The organism is Campylobacter sp. MIT 21-1684, assembly GCF_026241315.1.
GTDB lineage: Bacteria > Campylobacterota > Campylobacteria > Campylobacterales > Campylobacteraceae > Campylobacter_D.
The window spans coordinates 102,204-119,862 of the sequence record NZ_JAPHNA010000003.1 but is presented as its reverse complement, the minus strand read 5'-3'; the positions used below and the strand labels follow the sequence as shown (position 1 = coordinate 119,862).

At 32.0% G+C, this 17,659-nt stretch carries 18 protein-coding genes; 9 read left to right on the top strand and 9 right to left on the bottom strand.

The annotated features are described in order from the left end of the window. Positions 1-115: 115 nt before the first annotated feature. From nhaA (OQH62_RS02275) to map, 5 genes are read left to right on the top strand one after another with little or no spacing between them, the layout of a single operon-like run. Positions 116-1,264, top strand: a complete 1,149-nt coding sequence (gene nhaA, locus OQH62_RS02275; RefSeq protein ID WP_266013234.1) for a Na+/H+ antiporter NhaA — start codon at positions 116-118, stop codon at positions 1,262-1,264. Then, a complete protein-coding gene (gene nhaA / locus OQH62_RS02270; protein ID WP_266013232.1) occupies positions 1,261-2,430 on the top strand; it encodes a Na+/H+ antiporter NhaA in 1,170 nt (389 codons plus the stop codon). The genes nhaA (OQH62_RS02275) and nhaA (OQH62_RS02270) overlap by 4 nt, the downstream gene beginning before the upstream one ends. After that, complete coding sequence (locus tag OQH62_RS02265) at positions 2,430-2,903, top strand: C40 family peptidase (protein WP_266013230.1); 474 nt, start codon at positions 2,430-2,432, stop codon at positions 2,901-2,903. Before nhaA (OQH62_RS02270) ends, OQH62_RS02265 begins: the two co-directional genes overlap by 1 nt. A 1-nt stretch (position 2,904) precedes the next feature. Next, the gene (gene murI / locus OQH62_RS02260) at positions 2,905-3,657 is read left to right on the top strand and encodes a glutamate racemase (RefSeq protein ID WP_266013227.1); all 753 of its coding nucleotides are present in this window, start codon (positions 2,905-2,907) and stop codon (positions 3,655-3,657) included. Positions 3,658-3,659: 2 nt separating this feature from the next. Next, complete coding sequence (gene map, locus OQH62_RS02255) at positions 3,660-4,418, top strand: type I methionyl aminopeptidase (RefSeq protein ID WP_266013225.1); 759 nt, start codon at positions 3,660-3,662, stop codon at positions 4,416-4,418. Here map and OQH62_RS02250 read toward each other — a convergent pair. From OQH62_RS02250 to OQH62_RS02240, 3 genes are all read right to left on the bottom strand, one after another. Continuing rightward, entirely contained in the window at positions 4,415-5,224 is an 810-nt protein-coding gene (locus OQH62_RS02250) for an ABC transporter substrate-binding protein (RefSeq protein WP_266013223.1), read from the bottom strand. The genes map and OQH62_RS02250 overlap by 4 nt on opposite strands. A 290-nt stretch (positions 5,225-5,514) precedes the next feature. Then, the gene (locus tag OQH62_RS02245; RefSeq protein ID WP_266013221.1) at positions 5,515-7,407 is read right to left on the bottom strand and encodes a TonB-dependent receptor; all 1,893 of its coding nucleotides are present in this window, start codon (positions 7,405-7,407) and stop codon (positions 5,515-5,517) included. 27 nt (positions 7,408-7,434) lie between these two features. Next, positions 7,435-7,638 (bottom strand): hypothetical protein, encoded by a 204-nt coding sequence (locus OQH62_RS02240; protein ID WP_266013219.1) that lies wholly within the window; start codon positions 7,636-7,638, stop codon positions 7,435-7,437. A 171-nt stretch (positions 7,639-7,809) separates the two neighbouring features. On the opposite strand from OQH62_RS02240, the gene OQH62_RS02235 reads away from it, so the two are divergent. Then, a complete protein-coding gene (locus OQH62_RS02235; protein WP_266013217.1) occupies positions 7,810-8,553 on the top strand; it encodes a HugZ family heme oxygenase in 744 nt (247 codons plus the stop codon). Here OQH62_RS02235 and prfA read toward each other — a convergent pair. The 6 genes from prfA to OQH62_RS02205 all read right to left on the bottom strand — a co-directional run bounded on the left by prfA (position 8,550) and on the right by OQH62_RS02205 (position 13,612). Next, positions 8,550-9,614: a peptide chain release factor 1 gene (prfA, locus tag OQH62_RS02230; RefSeq protein ID WP_266013215.1), complete on the bottom strand. Its 1,065-nt coding sequence runs from the start codon at positions 9,612-9,614 to the stop codon at positions 8,550-8,552. The two genes, OQH62_RS02235 and prfA, sit on opposite strands and share 4 nt — an antisense overlap. Beyond that, positions 9,615-9,881, bottom strand: coding sequence for a 30S ribosomal protein S20 (gene rpsT / locus OQH62_RS02225; RefSeq protein WP_266013213.1), 267 nt, complete (start codon positions 9,879-9,881; stop codon positions 9,615-9,617). It abuts the gene before it with no gap. A gap of 76 nt (positions 9,882-9,957) precedes the next feature. Beyond that, the gene (locus OQH62_RS02220) at positions 9,958-10,458 is read right to left on the bottom strand and encodes a phosphatidylglycerophosphatase A (protein WP_266013211.1); all 501 of its coding nucleotides are present in this window, start codon (positions 10,456-10,458) and stop codon (positions 9,958-9,960) included. 19 nt (positions 10,459-10,477) lie between these two features. Next, positions 10,478-11,638 (bottom strand): sulfate adenylyltransferase, encoded by a 1,161-nt coding sequence (locus OQH62_RS02215; RefSeq protein WP_266013208.1) that lies wholly within the window; start codon positions 11,636-11,638, stop codon positions 10,478-10,480. Further along, positions 11,616-12,500 (bottom strand): response regulator, encoded by an 885-nt coding sequence (locus tag OQH62_RS02210; RefSeq protein WP_266013206.1) that lies wholly within the window; start codon positions 12,498-12,500, stop codon positions 11,616-11,618. Before OQH62_RS02210 ends, OQH62_RS02215 begins: the two co-directional genes overlap by 23 nt. Further along, complete coding sequence (locus tag OQH62_RS02205) at positions 12,497-13,612, bottom strand: bifunctional 2-C-methyl-D-erythritol 4-phosphate cytidylyltransferase/2-C-methyl-D-erythritol 2,4-cyclodiphosphate synthase (protein WP_266013204.1); 1,116 nt, start codon at positions 13,610-13,612, stop codon at positions 12,497-12,499. The genes OQH62_RS02210 and OQH62_RS02205 overlap by 4 nt, the downstream gene beginning before the upstream one ends. A gap of 103 nt (positions 13,613-13,715) precedes the next feature. Between OQH62_RS02205 and OQH62_RS02200 the strand changes: the two genes are divergently transcribed. The 3 genes from OQH62_RS02200 (at position 13,716) to OQH62_RS02190 (ending at position 17,211) form a co-directional block, all read left to right on the top strand. After that, positions 13,716-14,804 (top strand): Mrp/NBP35 family ATP-binding protein, encoded by a 1,089-nt coding sequence (locus tag OQH62_RS02200; protein WP_266013202.1) that lies wholly within the window; start codon positions 13,716-13,718, stop codon positions 14,802-14,804. A gap of 23 nt (positions 14,805-14,827) precedes the next feature. Then, positions 14,828-15,988 (top strand): tetrahydrodipicolinate N-succinyltransferase N-terminal domain-containing protein, encoded by a 1,161-nt coding sequence (locus tag OQH62_RS02195; RefSeq protein WP_266013199.1) that lies wholly within the window; start codon positions 14,828-14,830, stop codon positions 15,986-15,988. Between the two features lie 389 nt (positions 15,989-16,377). Beyond that, positions 16,378-17,211, top strand: a complete 834-nt coding sequence (locus OQH62_RS02190; RefSeq protein WP_266013197.1) for a hypothetical protein — start codon at positions 16,378-16,380, stop codon at positions 17,209-17,211. Positions 17,212-17,659: the final 448 nt, after the last annotated feature.

Here is a 17,659-nt window from a genome sequence, read left to right as displayed (position 1 = left end):
CTATTTTTCTAAAACAAAAGCTTCTAATTATTTATTTAGTATTTTTTCGATATAATTTTATATTGTTTATTACTACTTCCATTAAAGAATACATTAAATTATTTTAGGAGAAACGATGCATACTATAAAGAAAATTGTTTTAAGTGAGACTTTCCCGGGTATTTTACTTGTGTTTTTCACTTTCTTTGCTTTATTTTGCAAGAATTCTTCTTTAAGTGTGATTTATACCGATTTTCTCCAAGCTACTTTTACAGTCGGCTTTGATGATTTTCAAATTTCTAAGCCTCTTGATTTATGGATCAATGATGGTTTGATTGCTATTTTTTTTCTCTGTATCGGGCTTGAGCTTAAATATGAGATTGTACGTGGGCAGCTTCAAAACATTCGTGCCGTTTCTTTGCCTATATTTGGAGCTTTAGGTGGAATGATTGTACCAGCTTTGTTTTTTGTTGCTATTAATTGTAATCACGATTTTGCAATGAAAGGCTGGGCAATACCAACAGCCACTGACATTGCTTTTGCCGTTGGAATTTTGATGCTTTTAGGTAATAAAATTCCAACAAGTTTAAAACTTTTTTTACTCTCTCTTGCAATTTTTGATGATTTGGGTGCAATAATAATCATTGCTTTGTTTTATACAAGCGAACTTTCAACTTTTGCACTCTTTCTTTGTCTTTTTTGTATTGTTATTTTGTTTTTTCTTAATTATTTTCATGTTACCCACCTTTCTTTATATGTTTTAGTTGGAGTCGTACTTTGGATAGCTATGTTAAAAAGTGGAGTACATGCAACTTTAGCCGGAGTAATTATCGCTTTATTTATTCCTTTAGATAAAAAAAACAAAAAGCCTTATTTACACGAAGTTTATAAAGATCTCAATCCTTGGGTTATTTATTTTATCTTGCCGCTTTTTGCTTTTGCAAATGCTGGTATAGATGTAAGAGGTATGGACTTTTCTGCTGTCCTTTCTCCTGTAAGTCTTGGTATTATTCTTGGATTATTTTTAGGAAAACAGCTTGGAGTTTTTTTCTTCTGTTATATAGCTATACAATTGAAACTTGCAAGTCTGCCTCAAAGTGTGAAGTATAACCAATTTTATGGAATTTGCATACTTACAGGTATAGGTTTTACTATGAGTTTGTTTATTGATGGACTTGCTTATCAAAATAGTAATGTTTTTGAATATGCAGACAAACTTGCTATTTTAATTGCAAGTTTTTTAAGTGCTATTTTAGGTTATATTTATCTTAAGATTGTGCGATGAACAATGCCTTAATAAGAATAAAAACTTTAGTGCTTAATGAAGCTTTTGGCGGAATTCTGCTGATACTTTGTACTTTTCTTGCTTTGTTTATACAAAATGGTTCTTTAAGTGGTATATATGGTGAATTTTTAAATCTTAGGGCAGGTTTCAGTATAGGGGAATTTGAACTAAACAAACCTCTTTTACTTTGGATAAATGATGGACTCATTTCTGTTTTTTTCTTTGCTATAGGGCTTGAATTGAAGAAAGAATTTATCCATGGTGAGTTAAAGAATCCACGAAACATTGTCCTCCCTCTTTGTGCTGCTTTAGGTGGTATTTTAGTACCGGCTTTGTTCTTTGTTCTTGTGAATCTTGGAAATACTTATATCTTAAAAGGTTGGGCAATTCCAACAGCCACAGATACAGCTTTTGCCTTATCAATTTTAATGATGTGTGGAAAGCACATTCCAAGCAGTTTAAAGATTTTTCTCTTATCTTTAGCTATTTTTGATGATGTGGGAGCTATTTTAATTATTGCGATTTTTTATACCACAGAACTTTCTATTTTTGCTTTTATTATCAGCGGTATTGCCATTATAGCTATGTTAATTCTCAATCTTTTTCACATTACCCGTGCTTCTTTTTATTTTATTTGTTCTATTATACTTTGGGTGAGCGTACTCAAGAGCGGGGTACACGCGACTTTAGCTGGAATTATTACAGCATTTTTTATTCCTATGAATACAAAAAATGGTGAAGAATTTTTAGAAAATATTTATGAAAGTCTCAGATTTTGGCTTTCTTTTGTTATCTTGCCACTTTTTGCTTTTGCAAATGCTGGAGTAAATTTATCAAACATTGATATAAAAGATATTTTTTCTGGTGTAAGTATAGGAATTTTCTTAGGGCTTTTTCTAGGAAAACAGTTAGGAGTATTTTTATTTTCTTATCTTGCTATAAAATTGAAATTTGCAGAACTTCCTCAAGGCGCAAATTTAAAGCAGTTATATGGAATTTGCATACTTACAGGTATAGGTTTTACTATGAGTTTGTTTATTGATGGACTTGCTTATGAGGTAAGTGATATTTTTGATTATGTTGATAATCTTTCTATACTTATAGCTTCACTTTGTTCTGGGATTTTTGGTTTTATTTATCTGCGATTTTTTGCAAAACTATCATAATGATGAAAATATTTTTGCTTAGCACTATTGTACTTTTTTTTAGTGCTTGTGCTTTGTATCAAAATACTTCTTATAATATTTCTTTGAAATCTTTAGAGGTAGAAGAAAAATTAAAGAAGATGGCAAAAGAGTGGAGCAAAACTCCTTATGTTTTAGGTGGAATGACAAAAAAAGGAGCCGATTGTTCTGCTTTTACTCAAAATGCTTTATATTCTTTTAAAATTTCTATTCCACGTACCACTGTTGCGCAACTTCATTCTGGTTTGAAAATTTCAAAATCACAGTTACAAAGTGGAGATTTGGTATTTTTTAAAACAGGCAGGGGTCCCAATGGACTCCACGTCGGCATTTACACAAGTGAAAATAAGTTTATTCATCTTTCTGTAAAAGGTGGAGTAAGAGAGGTTAGTCTTGAAAATTCATATTGGAAAACAAGATATTTAGGTGCAAGAAGATTTGTTTTAAAGAATTGATATGAGAGTGGGAGTTTTTGATAGTGGTGTTGGAGGCTTAAGCGTTTTAAGGACACTTTATGAAGCAAAACTTTTTGATGAAGTAATTTATTATGGAGATACAGCTAGAGTGCCTTATGGAGTAAAAGATAAACAAACTATCATTAAATTTTGTCTTGAAGCTTTAGAATTTTTTACCCCTTTTAAAATTGATATGCTTATTGTTGCTTGCAATACAGCAAGTGCCTATGCTTTAGAGGCTTTGAGAGCTAAGGCTGAATATCCCGTTTATGGAGTTATAGATGCTGGTGTTGAGGCCACAAAGGCAAATTTAAAAGAAAAAGAGAAAGAAATTCTTATCATAGGTACAAAGGCAACTATTCGTTCTAAAGAATATCAAATTCGACTCGCAAAACAAGGTTTTACGAATGTTAAAGCCCTTGCAACAGGGCTTTTTGTACCAATGGTAGAAGAGGGAATTTTTGAGGGTGAATTCCTTCAGAGTGCTTTTAAATACTATTTTAAAACGATTACCGTGCCGGACGTGGTAATTTTAGCCTGCACCCATTTCCCTTTTCTTTCAAAAGCTTTACAGGAATATTTTGGTAAAAAGACACAATTGATTCATTCAGGCGATGCTATCGTCAAATTTTTGAAAAAGCATAAGAAATTAAAAAGCCTTAAACACAAAGCAAAATTACATTTTTATGCAACAAGTGATTTAAATGCTTTGAAAAATACAGCCAAAATTTGGCTTTGTTATGATGAGGAATAGAGATGATTGATATAAAAAAACCAGCACAAATAGACAAGTTGCGAAAAGCAAATAATATAGTAGCACGTACTTTGGACTTTTTGGAACAAAATATCAGAATAGGAATGAGTTTAAAGGAAATTGACGCAATGGCGGAGGAATTTATCCTTTCTTGTGGAGCTAAACCTTCTTTCAAAGGTTTGTATGGATTTAGCGGGGCTATTTGTACTTCACTCAATGAAGTTTGTATTCACGGAATTCCTGATGAAAAAATTTTAAAAGAAGGAGATATTTTAGGTCTTGATGTTGGGACTTTTTTAGATGGGTACTATGGTGATGCGGCAAGAACCATAGCCATAGGTGAAATTTCAAAAAAAGATGAAGAACTTATAGCTTGCGCTAAGGATACATTGTATTATGCTGCTGGACTTATTAAAGAAGGAATGCGATTTAAAGAATTGTCTTTAGCTTTGGGAGAATTTATCACTTCTCGAGGTTTTGTTCCTCTACGCGGTTATTGTGGTCACGGTATAGGACAAAGTCCTCACACAGAGCCTGAAATTCCTAATTATCTTGAGAAAGGAGTTAAGGCAACAAGCGGTCCGAAAATCAAAAATGGTATGGTTTTTTGTGTAGAACCTATGATATGCCAAAAAGATGGTACACCTAAGCATTATCAAGGTAAATGGGATGCGGGAAGTGTTGATGGGCTAAATAGTGCCCATTATGAACATTGTTTTGCCGTTATAGATGGTAAGGCGGAAATTCTTTCTTTGAGTTAGAATTTGCCTGTACGTAAATTTTCTTTGAATTCCTCAATTCTTTCTACAATTTTAGGGCTTAGACGTAATAAAATGGAACTGTTTGGATTGAAATATATTTGTCCATTTTTGTGCGCTTTTGTCTTTTTGAGAAGAGGATTATCTTCCAATAATTCGTCCTTATTGATTCCTGTTCCAAAGATTATAATTTCTGGATCTTTCTCTAAGACCTTTTGAGGTAGAATGACACATCTTTGTAGTTTATTTTTTGAAACAAGATTTTTTATACCTATAAGTTTTAAGATATCTCCTATTAGAGAATTGTCGCTAAAACCCATTAAAGGATTACCTGAGTAAAGATATATTCCAGTTTGATTGAAAGGATAAAGACGCAAAGATTCTAGCTTTGCTTCAAAATCTTCTATAAGTTTTTTGCCTTCTTTTTCTTTATTTACAATTTTTGCTAGTATCTTAATGTTTGTTTTCATATCGTCTAATTTTTGTGTTTGCATATAAAGAGTTTTAATACCTAAAACTTTTAGTGTATCTTCTAAATTCAAGTAATATTTATTTAAAATTACTAAAGTAGGTTTAAGGTTTAAAATTTCTTCTAAAGAAACATGAGAAGCATTTCCTATATTTGGAAGTTTTGAAGTTTCTTCTTTTGGGTAAATATCTGTATGTTGTAAAGGAGCAATGCCTACAATCTCTTTTTCTGCTCCTAGCATATAAAGCGTTTCTATACTTGCAGGGTCAAGTACTACAAGTCTTTGTTTTGAAAAGCCAAGTGTGAAAAATAAACAACATAACAAAAATATTTTTTTCATTTTCTTCCTTTAATAGGATTATTGTAAATAATTTTTACAAGATAAATACCAAATATTCTTTATTTAAACTAAAAGGTTTTTTATCTAAAAAAGAATTTAGACTTTTTAAGTAAAGCCTTAGTTAATAGTATTGTTTCAATTCATTATGTTGATAAAAAAAATTCTTCGTAAAAGTTTTTAAAGCTAGATTTATAGAGCATACATTTTCCATTATAATTTTCTATTCAATGCAACATTGGCTTTTAAATTTTATTGAGACGAAAAATGAGTAAAAAGTACTTTAATTATGTTTAGAAAGCATATTTAAATTCTACATAGTAATTTCTTCCTTGTCCAACTCCATAAAGTTTTTCTCCACCATTTTCTATGATATTATACCCTTGATATTGAAATATTGTTTTATTAAATAAGTTACGAATTCCTGCTTGAATACTTAAATTGTTTTTGGTATAAACTCCTCCTATATCAGTAATAAAATATTCTTTCATCCATTCCATTTGAGTTATTTTCGTTGAATTAGGATCTGCTTGTGCATTGGTTTGAACAATACCGCCATCTTTTTTCCTAGAAGAATAGGTACAATTTATAAAAGCTAATAATTCTTTACTAAAAGTGTATTCTGCGCCTGCACTAAGTTTTACTTTAGGAACATAAGGGATTTTGTGGCCTTTATTGAGTCCTTGAGTGATTTTTGCTTCGATAAAATTAAGGTTTTGTTTTAGAAGAAGCGTGTCGTAAAAAAAACTTTGCGAGAGGGAAAATTCTGCTCCATAACGACGAGTTTTGTCTATATTATAGTATCTCCAAGCCGCTCCTGTAAAATGCGAACTCATAATATTTTGAATTTCATCCTTGCTTTGAGTATAGAAAATATTTGCATTTAAAGTATAAAAATCCCATAAAAAATCATTAATGCCTATTTCAAAAGTATCATAAGTTTCAGATTTAATATTTGAAGGAAAATAGCCCGAAGAGTCGCGAGAGACAAGTTGAGAAGGTGTTGGAGAAATAAAACCGTGTTCGAATTTTGCGTATAAAGAACCTGTATTTGAGTATTGTACTTGAGGAGTGATTTCAAAAGCATAATTTTGATGTCTTTCTGGATTCATTGTGAAAGACACAGGTGATGGGTTTGCTCTGCCTGTATCAAAAAGTGAGGAACGTGCGGATTTGTATTTTGCATATTCATATCTTAGCCCACCACTTAAGAAAAAATTTTCAAAAAATTGATGCGAACCAAGCACAAATAACGAATGGCTTTGTTTTTTTATATTTGTTGAAGATGTCATTCTATGCGATAGTATATTTGGAATAGCGTAAGAAAGCAAAGAAATATTTCTTGCATTGTGTTGGTTTGCATCATAGCCAAAAATAAAAAAAGAATTACTATTGTAACTGTATTTGCTTTTGATATGAAGCTCTCCTAGAGTGTCTTCAAAATTACTTCCTCCTCGATCGACATTAAGCGTCATTCCTCTCATTGTAACAGGTGAGAGATTTTTTTTATAAAAGACATTTTGTCTTCTGTAAAGACTTGAAATATTTACTTGTAAATTATCCCCAAACATTTGTAGAAAATCAAAATTCACAACAGGTGTATTTGTTCTGGCAATAATATCACTTGATCCTTTTTGATATGGATTGCTTTGAATTTGTGCCCTTGTAAGATAACCGGTATCTTTATGTGTGTTTTCAAAATAACTATAAGCGAAAGTGAGATTTTGATTTTCATTTTGCTCAATAAAAGCTTTTGAAGCAAAAGAAAAACCTTTTTCATTTGAATCTTCTTGAGAGCCGTTTTGATTGAAAGTGCTAAAACTTGTTTGCAGACTAAAAGAATCAGAGATTTTTTTACTTGCCTGTGTATTGAAGAAAACTCCAAGATTCCCATTTTCATAGCCTGTACTCTTAAGGGCAAAAGAAAAAGAATTATTTTTTTTGTTTTTTGTGATAATGTTAATCACACCTCCGCGAGTCCCATTTCCATAAAGCACAGCCCCACCACCGGGGATTATTTCTATACGTTCGAGGTTTTCAAGTTCAATGCTCTCAAGCGGTGTTACTCCGTGAGCATTATCGAGCATATTGAGAGTTTTTCCATCAATCATTATTTTTACTGAAACATTTGCTTTTTGACCTTGTCCTCTTAAATCTACATTTTTTCCAAGTCCAAAATCAACCAAGGAAAGATTCGCTATTCTTTCTAAAGCCTACTCAAGAGATGAAAATGAGTATTTTTCAAGTTCTTTTCCTTGTATAACCATAACATTTCTTAGCCTTGAATCAACGTTTTGCTCAAAACCATTTGCGGTAATGACAACTTTATCTAGTGCATAATCGTCTTGGGCGTTTGCTGTGGTGTTGAATAAAGCAGTGCCTATACACAAGCTTACAAAACAATTTTTTGTTTTCAAAATTCCACTCCTTAAAAACGATAATAAATATCATTAAATTATAAAAAATATAGTGAAATTTATTTTAAATAAACCTGAATAAATAGAAAATAATTCTTTTATTAAGAAGAGTTTGATATGATAACTAATACCATTTTTAATGGAATTTTTCATCAAAACAAAGGAGAAAAAATGAATTTCGCCGACATTCTCTCTCATATGAATGAGCATCATACTTCAAATTTAATCGATTTGTGCAGAAAATTTGGCAAACAAAAAGAAATCAAAGACGTTTTCCTTGAAAATGTTGATTTCGAGGGTTTAGATATAGTGTATAATATGAAAGAAAAGTTACATATACCATTCCCAAATAAAGCTGATGAAAATACAATAAAACAAACAATCATACAGCTATGTATGGATGCAAAAGCAGAGCACAATTTTTCAGATCTACAAAAAGAGATAAACGACTTTATTATGAGTTTTCATTCTGTGTGTTTAGCTACTATCAATACACATTCACAAGTGATATGCTCTTATGCTCCTTTTGTACGTAGTGAGTTTGGAGATTTTATTTATATTAGTGAAGTGAGTGAGCATTTTGCTGCCATTAAAAATTACCCTGAAAATATAGAAGCAATGTTCTTAGAAGATGAAAGTAAAGCTGTTTCTCCAATTTTAAGAAAAAGACTTCGTTATAGAGTCAAGGCAAGTTTTGTTGAAAGGGGCAAACTATTCGATCAAGTTTTCGATGAATTTGAGAGGCAGACAGGCGGTGCAAACGGTATAAAAACTATACGAGCTATGCTTGATTTTCACCTTATACGTTTCGAATTTGGAAAAGGTCGTTTTGTGAAGGGTTTTGGACAAGCTTTCGATATAAGCAATACAGGTGAAATAACGCAAGTGGGAGCTAAAATGCCACACAAAACCTAGTTTTGTTCACTTAGAGCTAAAGCTCGATAGTGGGCGGTTAAAGGTTCTATTATTTCATCAAAGAGTCCATCCTGCATAATGGCTTCAAGTCTATAAAGAGTGAGATTGATTCGATGTTCGCTTATACGATTTTGTGGAAAATTATAAGTGCGAATCCGCTCACTTCTATCGCCACTACCAACTTGCATCTTTCTTGTTTGACTTTCTTTCTCTAAACGCTCACTCTCTTGCATATCATAAAGTCTTGCTTTAAGCACTTTCATAGCACTTTCTTTATTTTTATGTTGAGATTTGCCATCTTGATTGACTACAACTAAACCTGTTGGAATATGAGTAATTCTAACCGCGGAATCTGTTGTATTCACGCTTTGACCACCGTGTCCGCTTGAACGCATCACATCGATTTTTAAATCATTTGGATTAATTTGTATCTCTGAATCATCAAGTTCAGGCATAACAGCGACTGTGATAGCTGAAGTATGGATTCTGCCTTGAGATTCTGTTTGAGGTACGCGTTGTACCCTGTGTGTACCACCTTCAAATTTGAGTTTTGAATATGCTCTTTCTCCTTGTATGAGTATGATAATCTCTTTAAAACCTCCAGCACCGCCTTCGCTTGAGCTTACAATCTCAAATTTATATCCCAAATTCTGTGCATATCTTGCGTAAGCTTTAACTAAATCCCCAACAAAGAGTGAAGCTTCATCTCCCCCTGTTCCAGCACGGATTTCAAGGAAGATATTTTTTTCATCATTGGGATCTTTTGGTACAAGTAAGATTTTAATTTCTTCTTCAAGTTGTATTCTTCTTTCTTCTAAATTCTTAAGCTCTTCCTTTGCAAGCTCTCCAAGTTCGCTATCGTGCATTAAATCTTTGTTTTGTTCAATATGCTCTAAGGTTTGAAGATAATCTCTTGCTTTGAGGATAAGGGGTTCTAAATTTTTTTGTTCTTTAGAGAGTGCAGTTATTTTAGCAACATCATTGATAACATTCTCATCGTTAAGAAAAGTATTGAGTTCTTCATAGTGTTTAAGAAAAGGTTGAAGTTTTGCAGCTAGCATTTAATTAGCAATTTTATTGACTAAAAGTGCTAAACGACTAACGCGACGCGCTGCTGTTTGTTTTTTTAAAAAACCGCGTCCCACCATAGAATGTATGCTTTTATTGGCTGTTTTAAAGGCTTCGTTTGCAGTTGTTTTATCACCGCTTGCCACTGCTTCATAAACTGCTTTGGTAATGTTTTTTAATCGTGTTCTATAAAATCTGTTTCTTTGAGTCTTTTTTATTGTTTGTCTTGCTCTTTTTTCAGCAGATTTGTGATTCGCCATTCTTTTTTCCTTTATAAAATTGTAAGCTAAGATTATATAGGAATAAAATTAAAATTCAATTAATTTAAGCAGAATTTTAAAATAAATCATTCAAGTTTATATCCCACATTACAAGCCCAAATTTTGATAAGAATCCATACAACACGAGGCTTAAAAGTCCAGCAAAAAGTCCAGCTAGCATATCATCAAGCATTACTCCTAAACCACCTTTAACTCTTTTATCAACAGTGCCTATGATAGAAGGTTTTGTAATGTCAAAAAATCGGAAAAAAAAGAAGGCAAGAAAAAAACACCCGACAGTATTTGCCCCACTACTAGCAAGAGAGAGAGCGAAAAAAACGCCAGCAACTTCATCAATGACTATATGTTTATCATCGTGGATCTTTGCCCTGCTTTCATATTCATCGATAATACGAATGCTAACAACAAAGATCAAAACGCTCAATAAAAATAAAGTGCTTGTGCTTAAGTATTTGAGTATAAAAAAAGCAGGAATTAAAGCCGCTATTGTACCACAAGTACCGGGTGCTTTCTTAAAAGAACCTGAATAAAAAAAGGTTAAAAAAAGTTTTTGCATACTAATCCTTAGAGATGTTTTAGACCATATAAGACATTTGGTGAATTTCTAAAAGTTTTTGATAAAATTCTTCGTCTTTTTTGTATTCTAAAATGCCTTCTGTTGGGAAAAGATTGTTGTAGATTTTTTGCATATTGCGGAAGCGGTTTGGAAAAAGTGAAGCTAAAATCATACTTGAGACTTCTTTACGCACAAAAACGGCCGGAGGAATAATACCTGCTCGCAATAAATCTTTTAAAGAATCACTTCTATAATGCATATGATGGTGCGAACCGTGAGGGCAGGATTTGGTACTCACTATCATTCTGCATTCATTACAGAAAACAAATTCAGGAAGAACAATGACTTCTATGCCATAATTTTTAGAGTACTCATCAAGTATAGTTTTTGGTTGGTTTTCATCATAGAACATTCCAAGTCCGGTATGAAGTTGCCCAACAACAAGTTTTGTACAACCAAGATTTTTTGCAAGTATGCTTTCAAGTGCAGGATTAAGGTGGGCGTGGAAAATATCAATATGTTTTAAAGGAAAAACAAAAATTCTATCAGGCGGTAAATAGCTTTGAATGAATCTTTTAAGATATTTCTGTTTAAGCTCAAAATCAAAACCATTTGTGTTAAAAGATTCCACTAAAAATACTACAACTAAATCAGCTTTATCAATAGTCCAACGAAATATCCTCTCGTGTGCTCTGTGCAGAGGATCAAAGCTTGAAACCAAGGCAGTGATTTTCTTTGCATTTAAATTCTTTTTTGTTCTATGAAAATCCTCTTTGAGTTTTTTTATTTCACAATCATAAATTTCAATTTCTCCACTCAAACAAATTCCACTTTTATTTTCTATTGAACAAACATTTGGGCTAAAAATAGTTGAAAAATTATGATTGTTTTTAAATTTACTTCCTAGCTGTATATGACCAACTTTTACATCGTCTAAAACAAGCTCACACCTGCTCCCAGCACGCAATTCTTTTAGTGTTTCTTCTTTGATTTTTGGAGCAAAGCTTAAAGGATAAGGGAGGTTTTCTTTGTTGAATTTTCCTGTTTTAAGTACTTCTTCGCTTTCTTTTTGAGTCATTAAATGCGTACAAGAACTAAGCAAACCTTCTTTAATCAGCGAAAGTATTCCAAATTCGTTTTTATCTATTGTTAAGCTTTTATTTTTTCTTGCTGATTTCATATTTTTTCCTTTTTTCCCATAAAGATTTACGAGAAATACCGAGTTTTTTTGAAAGATCAGTGTCGGGAAAGATGTTTTGATAAGTTAAGATGACAAATTTGACATATTCATCTATAGTGAGAATTTCATTGCTGTTTATATTTTTTTCATTATCGTTGAGATTAATGCATTGAAAATCTAATTCATTGTTTGTACTTGTATGTATAAGGACGTTTTTATTAGCAATGTATTCTTTAATTTTTTCTTTTTCACCATTTTTCAAAATTTGAAAATTACTTAAAAATAAGACACCATTGTGATTTGGAAGTTTAAGTACTTTTTCAACTGCATTGCTTGATGAAAGATCAATATAAGAAAGCGTTACATCGCATTCTTCAACATAGGCAAAAACAAAGGCATCAGCTGAGTTTTGTTTGTTTGATTTTAACACCAAAGGGAGTTTGAGTTTTTTAAAATTGCATTCAGGAACAGCAATGGCTTTGAGTTTTGATTTGATGTAATTTTCATAAGCTTTATTGAGAATACTTAGTTTTTGGTAGTTTTGATAGTGCTTGATTTTTCGTATCAATTCTTCTATCATAAAAGGTTTTTGTATGTAATCACTTGCTCCAAGTTTGAGCGGATTTGAAACTGTATCAGTACTTATGTATGAGATGAGCAAGATAACTATGCTATATCTAAATTGTTGTACAGCTTTTAAAAAATTACTTGTATTAGTTGAAAGCAGGATTATATCATAATGTTTATCCGTATGAAGTTCATCAATAGAGCTAACAATCTCACAGGTATAACCAACATCGCTAAGTTTAATACTAATGCTTTGAGCTAAATAAATTTCATTTTCTATAATTAAAACTTTCATAACCGTGTCCAATCAAAATATTTTAAATTTACAGAACTTAACACCGCTATACCTTCTTTTCTACCTATAAATCCTAATTTTTCTGTTGTAGTAGCTTTGACATTGATTCGAAATTCATCGACTTGAAGTGTTGCAGCAATTTTTTCTATGATGAGCTTTTTGAATTCTTTTAAGCGAGGTTCTTGAGTTATAACACAAATATCAGCATTGACAAGTTCAAAGCCATATTCTTTGATTTTCGTATAACTTTGTGCAAGCAAAGACATAGAGTCAGCATTTTTTAATTCCGCTTTGTTATCCGGAAAATGCTCTCCTATGTCTCCCAAAGAAGCTGCTCCTAGGAGTGCATCTGTTAAAGAATGAGCGAGTACATCTCCATCGCTGTGCGCCTTTACTCCTTGAGTGGGATGTATTTCAATTCCGCCTAAGAGCAAAGGTCTTTTTACTCCAAATTCGTGCACATCAAAACCATTGCCGCAAAAAATTTCAGCGCTTGGAGCTTGTAAAGGGAGTTTATGCAAGTCTTCTTTAAAAGTAATCTTTCTTGCATTTTCATCGCCTTGAACAAACCATATTTTACCATTAACAGAGGCTATGGCTGTGCTATCATCTGTAAATTCTTGTTTTTGTTTTAAAGCTTTTTTAAGCAAAGAGCTACGTGAAATTTGAGGAGTTTGAATGAGTTTGATTCTTTCTCTTTGCAGTGCCCTATCCTCAAAAAGAGTTGTGTCAGCGATTTTCAGCACAGGAGTAATGCAATCAGCCTTGTCAAGATTTTTTATTAAACGCGTAACAACATTTTTACTGACTAATACTCGTGCTACATCACTCACCATTACAAATTCGCTTTCGACAAATTCCAAAGCTTTTTTTAGAGAATCAGAACGGCTAGTGCCACCTTGAATAATTTCATAGCTTTTGCAAAAACGTTTCATATAATCAACATTACTTGAAGTAACAATGATTTTTTTAAAAGGATAAAAAGAACCCAATCGTTTTGTTGCATAAAGCCAAAGCGGGTCATTACCAAGACGGATAAATTGTTTTTTAACTTCGGTATTAAAACGAGTCGAGTCCCCAGCTGCTAACATAATTAAGCTTATATCTGCCATTATACCTCTATGTTTAATTATAATGTGTTACCATATTATACACTTAAAAAGCTAAATTTTATATTTTTGTTAGTAGAATTATTTCTTTTGAAAGGAAAATTGTATGAAAGAACAAATTCTACAAAAGCTACAAAGTGTAAAATATCCGGGTTTTGAAAAAGATATTGTAAGCTTTCATTTTGTAAAAGATATACAAATAAAAAATAACAAAGCTTTCATCGAGCTTGAAATACCTTCATCAAATCAAGAAGTGGTGCAACAACTTCGAAGCACTATCAATGAAGTTTTGCATCCTTTAGCCTTTGAACTTGCTATTAAAACTCCACACATTCCAGAAGAGAGGAGCAATTCAAAGAGCGGAAAAAATATGCTTCCACAAATTAAATACTTTGTTATGATTTCAAGCGGCAAAGGAGGGGTTGGAAAAAGCACAAGTGCTGTCAATTTAGCTATTTCTATGGCAAAAATGGGAAAAAAAGTAGGGCTTTTAGATGCTGACATTTATGGACCAAATATTCCAAGGATGCTTGCAGAAACACAAAGCCAACCTGAAGTTGTAGGACAAAGACTAAAACCTCTTTTAACGCACGGAATTTTTATGATGAGTATGGGAGTGTTGATTGAACAAGGTCAGGGTTTGATGTGGCGAGGAGCTATGGTGATGAAAGCTGTGGAACAGCTTTTAAGTGATGTGATTTGGCCAGAACTTGATGTTTTGTTTTTAGATATGCCACCCGGAACAGGCGATGCACAAATCACTTCAGCTCAAAGTATTCCTATTAGCGCAGGAGTTTGTGTTAGTACCCCACAACTTGTTTCTTTAGATGATAGCACAAGGGCTTTGGATATGTTTGAAAAACTCCACATTCCTTTAGCTGGAATCATTGAAAATATGAGTGGATTTTTATGCCCTGATAATGGCAAAGAATATGAGATTTTTGGAAAAGGTACGGCTTTGGGTATGGCTGAAAAATATAACAGTGAAGTCCTTGCTCAAATTCCGCTTGAAATGTCTGTGCGACAAGGTGGTGATGAGGGAAAACCTGTGAGTTTTTACCAACCCGAAAGTGTAAGTGCTAAGAGATATATGAGTGCAGCAGAGAAACTTTGGGATTTTATGGAAAAAAATGGCAAAGGTGATAATGCTGCTATTCAACCTGTAATGAATGGTAAAAGTGCTTGCTCTGAATAAATTTTTACAAAATAAGGAAAAAAATGATAACAACAAAAGAAGAATTTGTACTTTTTGTGAAACAAATAGAACAAAAAAAGGGTTATAAAAAGCCCAAAGCCTTTGGTATAGCAAGGCTTGATAGAGGTCAAATTCATAAAAATAAAATTCTCCAAGCCTCTTTTGCTTTTGTCAATTATGAGCAAAATTATGGTTCGGCTGCGATTATGCTTGAGGCTTTTATGCAAAGAGGAATTGAAATTGATTTTAGCAAAAGCGAATTTACTCAATGCTTAAAACTTGAAGATATAGAATTTGCTCTTTCGTGTTTTTGTCCTTTTCTCAATGAAGAAGGACATAAAAATATCGATATGCTCAAAATTATTAAAGAAAAATTTAAAGACGATGAATTCGCTTTTGTATGTTTGTTTGAAGACAAAGAACCTTTGAGTGTCGAAACAATCTATTTGAAATTATACCTACTTTCAAGTAAAAAAGCACCTTTACGAAGTCTCAATTTAAATGGAGCTTTTGGACTTTTAAGCAATGTCGCTTGGAGCGATGACAAACCAATAGAGCTTGAATTCTTACGAGCCAATGAAATGCGTCTTAAAATGAGTAATCAATATCCAAAAATCGATTTTGTCGATAAATTTCCACGTTTTTTAGCCCACATTATACCTGAAGACAATACTCGCATTCTTGAAAGCTCTAAAGTACGTATGGGAGCGGTTTTAGCAGCAGGTACAACAATAATGCCCGGGGCAAGTTATGTGAATTTTAATGCAGGTACAACAGGTGCTTGTATGGTTGAGGGTCGCATTAGTTCAAGTGCTGTGGTAGGCGAAGGAAGTGACATAGGAGGAGGAGCTTCTATTTTAGGTGTTTTGAGTGGAACAAGCGGAAATGCTATTAGTGTTGGTAAATCGTGTTTGCTTGGGGCAAATTCTGTTACAGGAATTCCTTTGGGCGATAATTGCATAGTTGATGCTGGTATTGCTGTCCTTGAGGGAACAAAATTTCTTGTTCAAGACGCTCACAATCTTGAAAAAATGAATCCGCATTTTCGTTTCGACAAAGAAATCTATAAAGCTAAAGAACTTCAAGGTTTAAATGGTTTGCATTTTAGACAAGATTCCATAAGCGGTGCGATGATAGTAAGTTGTAATAAAAAAATCATAAAGCTTAACAAAGCCTTGCATTAAAAAGCACAATTTGTGCTTTTTAGTTCAGTTTTTTAATAATGGCAGTGATTGTATTTGATTCAACTTTTTGTATTCTCTGTTTGAATTGTTTTCAAGTATGAAATAATCGCAATTAAGCTTAATAGTTAATTATTAAACAATAAGCCATTAAACTTTCTTTTTTGATACTCAAATCATCGCTTGAAAAACAAAAGAAAAAAAATAAAATAAAAAAGCAATATTTTAAAATCAAAAAGAAAAAAACATTGAAAGGAAGAAAGTCATATTGAGAATGCGTTTTTAAATTTTTATATCTATAATTTTATTTTATTAAAATATATGCTTATTTTAATATTAAATGTAATTATTTTTTATTATAATATTGCATAAAAATTATTTGAGGAGTTTTTATGGATATTGGTAATTTGAAAATTTTAACTAGAAAAACTTCTAGTGTAAATATGCAGACAGGTGAAGTTATTGAACAACGAAGACTTCGTAGAAAGAAAAGAGAGAAGTTTATGCTTCTTTATGTTGAAAATTTTAGTGTTATTGTTAGTTTGACGAGAAAATCACAAGAGGTATTAGCTCAAGTGTTAGTAAAAAAAGTTACCTATGGTACAAATGAAGTTGTTTTAGATGGTATTTTTAGAGCTGAATTGTGTGAGAAACTAAAAACTTCTCGTGCAGTTATTTCAAATTGTATTGCGGAGCTTGTTAGGAAAAAAATTTTTAAACGAGAAAAAAGAGCTGGAGGTTATATTTTTTTCTTAAATTCTTATTTGTTTGGACAGGGTGAATGGAATACAATAGAAAAACAAAGACAGCAACTTACAATAGACTATGATTTTGTTAATTATACTGCGGAAAAGGAAATCAAGACAATTACCGCTTATGAGGGATTGCCTAATCAAGAAGATATTCAAATTGTTAAAAGAGAAAATTATGTAGATGAGCAAGGCGTTGAACGACTTGATGTACTTGTAGATACAGACAGAAAGGAAAATGTAGCTATTGAAGCTGAAATAGAAGCGGAAACACCTCAAAAACAAATTGAATTGTCAAATATTCCATCAGATTTCGCTAAAGAACAAGAAATTAAAGAAATTGATTTCGCTAAAGAACAAGAAATTGCACTTTTAAAAGAAAAAAATAAAGAAAAAGAATTAAGTATTAAAGAAAAAGAATTAAGTATTAGAGAAATTGAATTGAAAATAAAAATGAAAGAGCTAGAAATCGAATAGATTAAGCTTAAAGAAAAAGATAGAAATTTATTTGATAAATGAATAATTTTTTTTTAAGATTTTTAAACTATAATGGAAAATATTTTTGACCATATTAAATAATTAATTTTGGAGTTGATGTTAATGGATAAAAACTACCATAAGGGCGGTAAATCCTTATGGTAGAGTCTTACAGAAGGCGGTTATTAGTTTTGAAAAAAGATTTTTCTTATTTCCTCTCTAAAAAGTGTAAAAAGACTTAAGTTTTTATTTCATTCATTAATTCAATGAAACAAAAAACAAATCTTTAAATTAAAATTTTGATTAATTTATCAAATTTTTACCTAAAAACCAAGTGCAAAAAGCAATAAGACTTAACCCAATTAAAATAATTCCATTAATCATTACTCTAATTCCTCTTTAGCCTTAATTATGCATTATCCAGCATTTTAACAATCATTAAAATAGA

Bases quoted from the DNA above. Each gene is read 5' to 3' on its own strand.
- nhaA (WP_266013234.1), top strand. From the start codon at position 116: ATGCATACTATAAAGAAAATTGTTTTAAGTGAGACTTTCCCGGGTATT.
- nhaA (WP_266013232.1), top strand. From the start codon at position 1,261: ATGAACAATGCCTTAATAAGAATAAAAACTTTAGTGCTTAATGAAGCT.
- OQH62_RS02265 (WP_266013230.1), top strand. From the start codon at position 2,430: ATGATGAAAATATTTTTGCTTAGCACTATTGTACTTTTTTTTAGTGCT.
- murI (WP_266013227.1), top strand. From the start codon at position 2,905: ATGAGAGTGGGAGTTTTTGATAGTGGTGTTGGAGGCTTAAGCGTTTTA.
- map (WP_266013225.1), top strand. From the start codon at position 3,660: ATGATTGATATAAAAAAACCAGCACAAATAGACAAGTTGCGAAAAGCA.
- OQH62_RS02250 (WP_266013223.1), bottom strand. From the start codon at position 5,224: ATGAAAAAAATATTTTTGTTATGTTGTTTATTTTTCACACTTGGCTTT.
- OQH62_RS02235 (WP_266013217.1), top strand. From the start codon at position 7,810: ATGAATTTCGCCGACATTCTCTCTCATATGAATGAGCATCATACTTCA.
- prfA (WP_266013215.1), bottom strand. From the start codon at position 9,614: ATGCTAGCTGCAAAACTTCAACCTTTTCTTAAACACTATGAAGAACTC.
- rpsT (WP_266013213.1), bottom strand. From the start codon at position 9,881: ATGGCGAATCACAAATCTGCTGAAAAAAGAGCAAGACAAACAATAAAA.
- OQH62_RS02220 (WP_266013211.1), bottom strand. From the start codon at position 10,458: ATGCAAAAACTTTTTTTAACCTTTTTTTATTCAGGTTCTTTTAAGAAA.
- OQH62_RS02215 (WP_266013208.1), bottom strand. From the start codon at position 11,638: ATGAAATCAGCAAGAAAAAATAAAAGCTTAACAATAGATAAAAACGAA.
- OQH62_RS02210 (WP_266013206.1), bottom strand. From the start codon at position 12,500: ATGAAAGTTTTAATTATAGAAAATGAAATTTATTTAGCTCAAAGCATT.
- OQH62_RS02205 (WP_266013204.1), bottom strand. From the start codon at position 13,612: ATGGCAGATATAAGCTTAATTATGTTAGCAGCTGGGGACTCGACTCGT.
- OQH62_RS02200 (WP_266013202.1), top strand. From the start codon at position 13,716: ATGAAAGAACAAATTCTACAAAAGCTACAAAGTGTAAAATATCCGGGT.
- OQH62_RS02195 (WP_266013199.1), top strand. From the start codon at position 14,828: ATGATAACAACAAAAGAAGAATTTGTACTTTTTGTGAAACAAATAGAA.
- OQH62_RS02190 (WP_266013197.1), top strand. From the start codon at position 16,378: ATGGATATTGGTAATTTGAAAATTTTAACTAGAAAAACTTCTAGTGTA.